Here is an 11018-nt window from a genome sequence, read left to right as displayed (position 1 = left end):
GCATCGCGTAAACATCACCTTCTGCAGATGCTAATCCAGAAGCAATTTTAATACGTTGGGGCGTATTTGCCAGACTGCTCCAGGAATCACCACTAATGTCATATGCCCAAAAATCATTTGTGTCAGCTCCTGCATTATATCGATAAAAGTTAGTAGTTCCTTTACCTTGAAAGGCGTAAATATCTTTATAGTCAGAAATCAAAGCGGCTCCAGCATCAAATTTCACACCACCAGGTAGACTAGACGTTACTGACCATGCATTTGATGCTATGTTATATTTATAAAGAACACTATTACCTCCATTTATTCCATATAAATACCCATCGTGGTTATATTCTAATGAGCCTGACTTATCAGGCTTACCAGGAAAGTCAGCAAGACTGCTCCAGGAATTACCACTTATATTATATTTCCAAAAATCTTTCTGTTGATCACCCCGCATTGCGTAAACATCACCTTCTGCAGATGCTAATCCAGAAGCAATTTTAATAGGTTGGGGCGTATTTGCCAGACTGCTCCAGGAATCACCACTAATGTCATATGCCCAAAAATCATTTGTGTCAGCTCCTCTTAAAGCATAGAGCAAAGATTTAACACCATAAGTAATCCGAAGGGTTGGAGGTGTTCCAGAAGTTGTTTCTCGACTGTAATAATCAATAGTGCGGTCTCCTCCACCATCCTGACTTCCTACCATGACACCATTATTGGTTATGGTACCATCTATCCATCCTTGAACTAATGAGGTTATGTTCCACGAGTGAATACCATCTCCACTTCCGTTAATTGTAGCCACAGGTGTGCCTCCACTAGAAGGACCCACAACACCAACTGTTCCCCAGGTAGAAGAAGCAGTTCTATTGGTCCAGTTAGCAGAACTATTAGTTCCACATGAGCTTCCTTCATCCCATGCATCAGCAGCTCCTATTTGAAATACGCTAACGTTCATGTTGTCACCAGCCTCAGTATATAATCTAAGTTCTGCAGAACTAATAGTTGCACTAGATGATATACCAGAAAGATCGAACTGAAGTAAAATCCTGTGTAGATCATTGCCTTCTCGGTCAATGATTAAAGTTTCACAAGCTCCAAAATTATGATCAGCATTTTTAAGCTTGATATAAGTATCTTCAGATGCTATTAAATCACACGTGGTTGTTGATTGCGAATAAGAACTAAACGAAAACAATAATACTAAACCAAATACGAAAATCTGTAGTGGTGAAAGTTTTGTGTTAAATACGTTTCTAGGAAATGTTTTTGAAACTTTCTTTTTTTGAAAGATTAATTCTGACGCAGCATTCTTAATTCTTACAAAAGGGGTAAGTTTGGGGTTCGCTATTACATTTTTTTTAGCATAGCTGAGAGACTGTGACAAATTTACAGTAGACATGGAAAGGATTAAGTTGCGATTTGAGGGGAATCTATTATTTATACAATATTACTTAATAATTCAGCGAAACGCATATAAATTCGATGAAATGCATTTTTATGTAAGAATAAGGTTACTAATTAATACACTTTAACGAATATTTAGTGCTTAAAGTTTAGTAAGTTGGAAGAGTATTTGGTGATTGAATATTTTGAAATAATTATATCCAATACTTAATTATCCATTCAATCAATACATATTATAAATTATGCCAAATTCAGTTTCAATTTATACCTTTGTTTAACAAGCTTTAAATACCCACCATTAAAAGTGCACGAAATATAGTATATTATTCTATTAACACTTTTTTGGAAATCATGCCAAATTCAGTATCTATTTTTAAAATATAATTACCTGCTTTAATTTGGCTGGCTTTATATTCTAAGTGGTTATTATTGTTGTTTGGTTCTAATTTAAAAAGTGCTTGCCCCAAAATATTAAGCATTTCAATAGATTTTATGCTAATTGATTTTGGATTGTTAATTATAAGGCTTTCAAGATTATTAGAAAAATATACTTCTAAGCCAAGTTCAACAAATGCTTCGATACTCAAGGATGCGTTATTTGAAAAGGTAATTTCAAACCTATCTTTATATTCACCAGGGGCTAATGATACACTAAAATCACTTTCTCTTAAATTGTGAAACGTGTTTAATTCTATGTCATGAACAAAAATATTTTTATTGGCATCTATATTTTCTAATTCATTAATACTTACAACTGCTAATCCTGATTTTGCAATTTTCATACTAAAAGGAATTTTTTGTGCTTCATTAAAATTATCAATAGCTTGAATTAATAGTTTAGAATTTTCCAAATTCCAATACATGTCTTCTTTGTTATCTTCAATAAGGACAGCATCGTACCCTAAATCAAAATTGATTGTAGCATTTTTATCAACACCAATTAGAAGATTACGATGAAAACCATCTGGAGAATAAAAAGTTAGCCTGATTTTTTTTCTAATATCGATTTCAGTTTTTGCTTCGCCTTTTGATTTTTTACTAGTTTTAAAGAATGAAGAACCGGTATTATTATTAGAAACAATTTCTTTTTGGAAAACTCTTTGACCGTTATTAAAATTTAAATCTCCATCAACAATAGGTTGGGTTAGGCCTGTAACACCACCATTATCAGCTGAGACAAAAAAGCCTTGTCCTACGGCAATATATCTTTCTGGCAATTTGGTTCCAGAAGCGCTGGTTCCATTAATTCTAGAATCTGTAGATATGGCAACGGTGCCGCCCATTAAAGTATAAACAGCATAACCACCTTGATAATTGCCTAAATTATGACTGTTTACCGCAAAGTGATCCCAAAAGTATAAAGCGCCATTTATAACATTCGTTTCATTATTTCCACCATCTAAAGTGCTTATGTTATCTAAAATAAACTGATTAGCATCTAAGGCCGATGGGTAAGGGTTTCCAACTAAATAAGCATTATTTGCGTTAATTGCTAAATTAAAATCGCCATTATTTGGTTGTCCTTCAAATATATAGTTTTGTTCTGGAGCTCCAGTTCCTGGGCCTTTCATGGTAAAACCTACCCCAGGTTTAATGGTTCCAGAGCTTCTTACATGTTGCCATTCTGAATAAATATTACTTAGTTTATTCGTGTACTTCCATATCCAATAATCAGCAACTCCAACAGGTGATGAGGTACCATTATAACCAGAAGTTAAAAAACTTACATTTGAAATGACGCTTGGTACCGTATACCTAGCATTACTTTTTGGTGAAACTGGTGATGACCAATAATTATATAAATAAGTATTTGAATAACCTTGTTGATCGCGCTGTAAAGTACCCGTGCTGGAGGCATCAAAAATACTGTTGTTGGTTTGTACCAATTGCGATTCGCCTTCTAAATCTATTTGACCATTTAATTTTAAATACCAACTGTTATACAAACCTTTATCGGGTTCTACAACAAACTTTTTTCCACTATCCACAATTAACCCAACCATACCTTGCGAATTGTATGGGCCGTTTAAATTAATATTGTTTTTAAGGTGAACAATTGAAGCGTCGTCAGGATGGTCTTGTTTAGAGGTGATATCCCATTCATTTCCGTGTAACCAATTAGTACTCGTTGTCCAATCACCATCAGCAATAGTTACATACGGTAATGGCGCTTTTTGGAAATAAATATTTTTAAAATTGTACATTTTAGCGCCAGTTACATCTATAGCACTAGATTTTTTATCGTCTAGAATATCATCTTGATACCCATCCATTTTGTAGTATTTAATTAAATGATTTCCTAAAGAAGCTGAAATATTTATAGGGATAATTTTTCCACTATTAAATCCATTGGCATCATCAAGCTCTTGATACACCATGCGTTTAAGTTCTTCTGAAGTTAAAGATGCATTAAAAACTCTAACTTCATCAATTTCTCCTTTAAAATAGTTGCTATTTCCTTTAGCACTACCAATCATAAAATGGGTTGCATCAGCTGAAATTCCTCCCATTGCTGCCGTAGCTTCAGCAATTCCGTTAATGTATAAAATAGTTTCGCCGCCAGATGCTGAGGTTGTTGTAAACGCCACGTGCGTCCATATTCCATCTGTTAATGGTGTTGAAGAGGTAATAGTAGTTCCTTCTACAACGGCGCTTACCATTTTAGTTGCGTTGTCAATTATAATATGAAAATCATCTTGTCCAGCAATTATTTGGTTATCGTTATTTGTGTTGGCTCCATCAGGTTTAATAAATGCCATTAATGTCCCATCACCGGATGCCATCACATTCACATCTTCCACATAATCATTTCGGCCATCAAAATATAAACTATAACTTAAATCTAAGTTTCTAGGAGAGCCAAAAATAGTGTCGTCACCATCTCTTGATGCCATTATACCATCGCCATCAAAATCTATAGTATTATCTAAAACACCCGCTGTATTTGGTAAATGAGCATAAATTTCGACTGTATCAATATCGTAAGTTGACGTTACATTGTTGTATGGATCTTTATAATCAGGAATGCCATCACTATCGGAATCTAAGGCATATAAAGGCGCCGTTCCTTGGCTATTGTTTCCATAAGAATTTTGATATGATGTATTGCCATCATGAAAATCAAAAGTATCTAAAATGCCATCACCATAGTATTCTATAGAACCATTTCCGTCTGAATCTTTTTCTCTAAACAATTCGGTTTCAAGACCATCTCCGGTGCCATCACCGTTTATATCGCCATCACCATTTTGATAAGTGGCATCATTAGCATTAATAACTCCAGATTCATCTACATCATATAAACCATCATTATCGCTATCTAAATCCAAATAATCTGGAATTCCATCACTATCTGAATCTACAGGTGAAAGAGATTCTAAACTATCATGCATGCCGTTATCATTCGCATCTACCCAACCAAGGATATCTGTTAAATTGGCTTTGCCTTCACTTAAACTTGCCGATGTAGGGTTAGCTTCAACAACATCTGGAATACCATCATTATCTGAATCTAAATCAAAAACATCAGCGACAGAATCGTTATCCGTATCACAAAGCGTTTGTCTCACTTCAATATCATCAATAGCTAAATCATTTCCTACTCCACCTGAGGCATTGTTAACAAATTGGACTATAAATGAATTCTCTGGTGTTGAAAAATTTTGAGAAAAATTTTGCCAAACAGACGTTTCGCAAGTACTATAAGTGGCATCTGCAGCATGTGGATAGGTTCCGGTATGGTCACTAGAAACAAAGGCGTCACCACATCTAGTAATATCGCCAGTATTAAAACTAGCTATCAGTATACTTTTATCTGAAGACCAGAAATTTACGGTGACATTTGGTAAGCCTCGATGTGTAAATGTGCTAGGGTCTCCACCATATTCTTGGGCGATAAAATTGGTGTCTGGCTCATCTATATTTGCTACCCAAAAACTATAAGAAATTGGAACATTTGCTATGGTACCTTTAATTTCGGTTTCGTAAAATACGCCTGGGGCATAACTAGCATTAAAAATGGCCATTCTACCATCGGTATCATTTGGAGTATGGTCTTCTAAAGGCGCCCAAGCATACCATGCCCAACTTGCTATGGCATCACCTGTAGGGCCAACGGGTTCTCCGCTAGTTTCTGTGGTTATTAAACTGGAAACCGTATATTCTCCATCACCAATTCCAGGATCGGATTCTGAACATGTTGACCCAGAAATGCCATCTTCTAAGCAATAGTTAGTGTAAACTGAATATAATGAACTAATACCAGAACCTCTAGTGGTGCCTGTTCCAAAGGTTTCATTTAAAAATTTATAATCTACCGTAGATGCACTATTTGATAAACGGCAATTAGTTTCTTCATCGGAGTCTAAAATTCCATCATTGTCATCATCAATATCCACATCATCAAATACACCATCATTATCACTATCAAAAAACACTAAAGTTCCTGTTGCAGATAAATTAATTGTAAAGGTTTCTTCACCTAAATTTCCAGTTGAAAGTACCGTTAATAGTGTTGTATCTACGGCTTGTGTGTTAGAATTATAAGAAATTAGGACATCTGCAGATTCACCAATGCCAAGTATAGTTCCTGGCGATGGATTACTAACCATAGTAAAATTGTTTGAACCAATTAGAGATATAGTTCCTAAGGTAAGGTCTGAACCTCCTAAATTGTGTATTGTAAAAGTATTTGTTTTAGTTTCTGAGACTATTTGAACATTACCAAAATCGGTATGGTCTAAAATGCTAGGTGTGTTGGAGCCATCTCCAAGAATGGAAACGCCATTTCCGGTTATACTTATAGAAGAATAGGTGCTTGAATGAGAGGTTCCACTATAATCTCTCAAAGTAATAGAGTAAGTGTTTGCGAAAACAGAAATATTGTCTCGGGTAGAATCTGAATTTTGAACTGACAAAACACCTAAACCTGATCCATAATCTTCAAAATCAATTGGAGTTAGAGAAAATGAAAACGACGAAAAAAGTATACCTATTAAATAGAGGTATGACCCTACGGAAATAGTATTATTTTTCATTTAGGTTAAATTAGGCTTGGGACCAATTATTTTAGGTAACAAATATGGAATTTTTATCTATGAAATGCAAATTTAATCGATGAAATGCATTATGATATTTTTAAACCGTTAAAAATGAGCTGTTTAAGTTGAGCCAAAATGTTATATTATTATTCTGATAATAATCTTTTATAGAAGTATTAATCTTACAATTACAATATTGCAATTAAACTTTGATTGTAGTTTTAAGATTACAAAAAATGAATTTCAAAAATTTATTTTAACCCTTTAATAATTTCATTTATTAAGACCTCAGTTTGAAACCACAATTGGGGTAATTTTATAAAAAATACTGAAGCAATTAATCCTTGCTTCCTGTTTTCATCATTTCTACTTTTTTTAATTTAAATTTATATACTTTTATTTGGTGAAATTATTTTTTATGATTTTGGTTTAGGGATGCTTTATTTCAAAATTTTCTCGGTATAAACTAATATCAATACATGAAACAGTTGGAATTACAAGTTTTTATTCCACATTGAATAAGTAATTACATAAAACATATTAAAAATGACACATGATATACGTTATGCCTCTAACCCTGAAGCAGTAAAAAATTATAACACGCAAGAATTACGCGATGAATTTTTAATTCAGAACCTTTTCAAAAACGATTCCATGGAATGGGTGTACTCACATTATGATAGGTTTATGGTTGCGGGCGTAGTGCCCATTAAAAAGGCCGTTGTGTTAGAAACTATTGATCCGCTTAAGGCTAATTATTTTTTAGAAAGAAGAGAGTTAGGCATTATAAACATTGGAGGTTCAGGAATGGTTACGGTTGATGGTACGGACTATCATTTAGAAAACAAAGAAGCCCTTTATTTAGGACAAGGAAATAAGAAGGTGACATTTTCAAGTAAATCAGGAAGCCAACCTGCTAAATATTATTTGAATTCTACACCTGCTCATAAAGCATTTCCTAATAAGAAAATTGGCATTAATGATGTTGAAGTTGTAGAATTGGGTGCTCCAGAAACTGCCAATGCGAGAACTTTAAGAAAATATATCGTGAATAGCGTTGTTGATGTTTGCCAATTACAAATGGGCATGACCTCTTTAAAGTCAGGTAGTGTATGGAATACGATGCCTGCTCATGTTCACGACAGAAGAATGGAAGTTTATTTTTACTTTGAAGTACCAGAAAATCAAGCCGTTTGTCATTTTATGGGCCAAACAGATGAAACAAGACATATTTGGATGGCTAACAACGAAGCAGTAATTTCACCACCATGGTCAATTCACTCCGGATCCGGAACAAGTAATTACAGTTTTATATGGGGAATGGCAGGAGAGAATTTAGATTATGGCGATATGGATGTTTGTTCACCTAATGAGTTAAGATAAGCTATGAGTACATCATTATTTAATGTTAAAGGAAAAAATGCTTTAGTAACAGGAAGTACTCATGGTTTGGGTATGGCAATGGCTAGAGGGTTAGGTTTGGCAGGAGCCACCATTATTGTAAACGGTAATTCATCCCAAGAAAAAATTGATAAAGCGGTTGCTGAATATAAAAGCGAAGGCATTAACGCCGTTGGTTACAAATTTAATGTGGCCGATGAAGGGCAAGTTATGAAAGCTATTTCAATGATAGAAACTGAAGTTGGGCAAATAGATATTTTAATAAATAATGCAGGAATCATCAAAAGAACACCACTTATTGACATGGAAGTTTCAGATTTCAAACAGGTTATAGATATCGATTTGGTAAGTCCTTTTATAGTATCTAAGCATGTTGTAAAAGGTATGATTGCCAGAAAAGCAGGAAAGGTTATTAATATCTGTTCCATGATGAGTGAATTAGGACGTAATAGCGTTGGAGCTTATGCTGCAGCTAAAGGCGGACTAAAAATGCTGACTCAAAATATGGCGACAGAATGGGCAAAGCATAATGTTCAAGTAAATGGTATTGGACCAGGATATTTTGCAACCTCGCAAACCGAACCTATCCGTGTTGATGGGCATCCGTTTAACGATTTTATTATTAATAGAACACCAGCGGCAAAATGGGGCGACCCGAATGATTTAGCAGGTGCGGCTATTTTTTTGTCATCAAAAGCAAGCGATTTTGTAAACGGGCATATTCTTTATGTTGATGGAGGCATTCTTGCTACTATTGGTAAACCTTCAAACGAAGATTAAAATGAAAAATCTACTACTTTGTTTATCACTAACTTTTTCCGTGCTTTTTTTAAGTTTTAAAACTCAGTCTATTCATGTATTAACGATTACTAATAATTTAGATATAACGCGTTCACTTGAAACTGTGGAAATTAGTAAAGCCGACGTTTTATTATTTCAACCAGAAATTGACGCCCATTCAGAAAAACAGTTACAACTTTTAGAAGAAGAAGGTTTCTCTAAAACAGAATTAACAGACTATTGTTATTCAAGGTTTGTACCAGAACGATCTGATGATTATGCATTTGGAAACAATAAAGTGGCCTTTAGAAATTATGGCCCAACAGCTCAAAAAATGGTGGAAGAGGGCGTAAAAGGTGGTAACTTCAATGCCGAAATTAATGTAAATAATAATAAAGCCATGTATTATGCAGGTTTTGGATGGCAGGAAGCCAAAGAATTTACATCAAAACAAACCTGGGAAAATCATGTAGTAGCTTTTGCTTTAAAAATTAATAATCCGTTGGTTGTTACAATCAACTAAATTTAAATATGAACGCAACCAACTTTATAACTGATAATTTTATTTTACAATCTGAAATTGCTAAAACTTTGTATCATAAGTATGCTAAAGATTTGCCTATTATAGATTACCACAATCATTTATCACCAAAATTAATTGCTGAGAATAAACCAATTAAAAACATTACGGATGCATGGTTAGATGGCGATCACTATAAATGGCGAGCGATGCGGGCTAATGGTATTGATGAAATTTTTATAACAGGTTCAGAAACTTCTAAGAAAGAAAAGTTTTTAAAATGGGCAGAAACGGTGCCTTTTACATTAAGAAACCCGTTGTTTCATTGGACGCATTTAGAGTTGAAACGCTATTTTGAAGTGGATGCTATTTTACAGCCATCAACAGCCGAAGCTATTTATGAAAAGGCAAATGCCGTTTTAGAGCACAAAACACCAGGGCAACTTTTGGAAGCTATGAAAGTTGAAGTGATTTGTACAACGGATAATCCAACGGACGATTTAAAATATCATGAACAAATAGCCAAAAACAGACATTTAAATATCAAAGTACTTCCAACTTTTAGAGCCGATGAGTTATTTTTTATCAATAAAGATTCATTTTTAAATTTCATTCAAAAATTATCAAACAGCGTTCATTTTGAAATTCAATCGCTTAATGATTTTATAAAAGCCATTAATACACGTATTAAATTTTTCCATGATAAAGGATGTCGATTATCAGATTTTGGTGTTGGTGAAGCCTTACATTTTATTGATTTTAATGAAGAAGAAATTGCTGCAATTTTTGATAAAAAGTTAAAAGGAAATGCCCTTTCAAACTATGAAATTGATACCTATAGATCGTTTCTTTTTGTTCACTTAGGAAAGCAATACCACGCATATAATTGGGTGCAACAATATCATTTGGGGCCTATTCGCAATAATAATTCACGACTAGTGGAACAAGTTGGTTTGGATGCGGGAGTCGACTCTATTGGCGATTTTCCTATGGCAGAATTCATGTCGAAGTTGTTCAATACACTTAATGCTACCAATCAATTGGCTAAAACCATTACCTATAATTTAAACCCTTCTCAAAATGAAGTTTTTGCAACCATGATGGGGAATTTTCAAAATTCAGATTGCCCAGGAAAAATGCAATGGGGCTCAGGTTGGTGGTTTTTAGACCAAAAAGATGGCATGGAGAAGCAACTCAATACGCTTTCTAATATGGGATTATTAAGCAGGTTTGTCGGTATGCTTACCGATAGCAGAAGTTTCTTGTCATTCCCACGGCATGAATATTTCAGACGTATTTTATGTAATCTAATTGCTGAAGATGTCAAACAAGGTCTTATTCCAAATGATATAGAACATTTAGGTAAAATGGTACAAGATATATGTTACTATAATGCCAAAAAATACTTTAATTTTTAAAATTAATCCACCGTTACATAATGAAATTTAAACTCATTTTAGTGTTTTCAATCGTCAGCCTGATGTTTCTAAATGGCTGTAACGAAATAAGTAAAACACGCACCATAAAGCTAGCACACGGTTTGGATGTTAACCATTCCGTACACAAAGCCATGGTTAAAATGGGTGAAGATTTGGTTAAAATTTCGGGAGGTAAAATGGAATTGGAAATTTACCCAAGTCAACAATTAGGAACCGAGCGCGAATGCATCGAATTGTTACAAATTGGTAGTTTGGATATGACCAAGGTGTCTGTTGGAGTTTTGGAGAATTTTGCACCCAAAATGAAAATTTTCGGCTTGCCTTTTTTATTTCGAGACAAAAAACATTCGTTTGATGTTTTGGACGGCCCAATAGGACAGGAGTTATTGGATGAAGGTACTAAGTATTGGATAAAAGGTTTAGGCTATTATGATGCAGGAAGTA

At 34.3% G+C, this 11018-nt stretch carries 7 protein-coding genes; 5 read left to right on the top strand and 2 right to left on the bottom strand.

Going from position 1 to position 11018, the window contains the following annotated elements; translation table 11 throughout:
* Together WBN21_RS14230 and WBN21_RS14225 are read right to left on the bottom strand one after the other, a co-directional pair.
* Positions 1-1390 (bottom strand): DNRLRE domain-containing protein (locus WBN21_RS14230; protein ID WP_424201409.1); only part of this gene is annotated, 1390 nt, incomplete at its 3' end.
* Positions 1391-1718: 328 nt separating this feature from the next.
* Positions 1719-6431 (bottom strand): LamG-like jellyroll fold domain-containing protein, encoded by a 4713-nt coding sequence (locus WBN21_RS14225; RefSeq protein WP_424201408.1) that lies wholly within the window; start codon positions 6429-6431, stop codon positions 1719-1721.
* A 549-nt stretch (positions 6432-6980) separates the two neighbouring features.
* Here WBN21_RS14225 and kduI point away from each other — a divergent pair.
* From kduI to dctP, 5 genes are all read left to right on the top strand, one after another.
* Positions 6981-7817 (top strand): 5-dehydro-4-deoxy-D-glucuronate isomerase, encoded by an 837-nt coding sequence (gene kduI / locus WBN21_RS14220; RefSeq protein ID WP_424201406.1) that lies wholly within the window; start codon positions 6981-6983, stop codon positions 7815-7817.
* Positions 7818-7820: 3 nt separating this feature from the next.
* Positions 7821-8615, top strand: a complete 795-nt coding sequence (locus tag WBN21_RS14215) for a gluconate 5-dehydrogenase (RefSeq protein WP_424201404.1) — start codon at positions 7821-7823, stop codon at positions 8613-8615.
* Position 8616: 1 nt separating this feature from the next.
* Complete coding sequence (locus WBN21_RS14210; RefSeq protein ID WP_424201402.1) at positions 8617-9138, top strand: DUF4861 family protein; 522 nt, start codon at positions 8617-8619, stop codon at positions 9136-9138.
* An 8-nt stretch (positions 9139-9146) separates the two neighbouring features.
* Positions 9147-10553 carry a glucuronate isomerase gene (uxaC, locus tag WBN21_RS14205; protein ID WP_424201400.1) on the top strand — a complete coding sequence of 469 codons (1407 nt, stop codon included), beginning with the start codon at positions 9147-9149 and terminating at the stop codon, positions 10551-10553.
* 20 nt (positions 10554-10573) lie between these two features.
* The coding region (dctP, locus tag WBN21_RS14200) for a TRAP transporter substrate-binding protein DctP (RefSeq protein ID WP_424201398.1) at positions 10574-11018 on the top strand (445 nt) is incomplete at its 3' end.

Source organism: Algibacter sp. (assembly GCF_049667265.1).
Classification (GTDB): domain Bacteria; phylum Bacteroidota; class Bacteroidia; order Flavobacteriales; family Flavobacteriaceae; genus Algibacter_B.
This window is presented reverse-complemented; position numbering and strand designations above follow the sequence as displayed.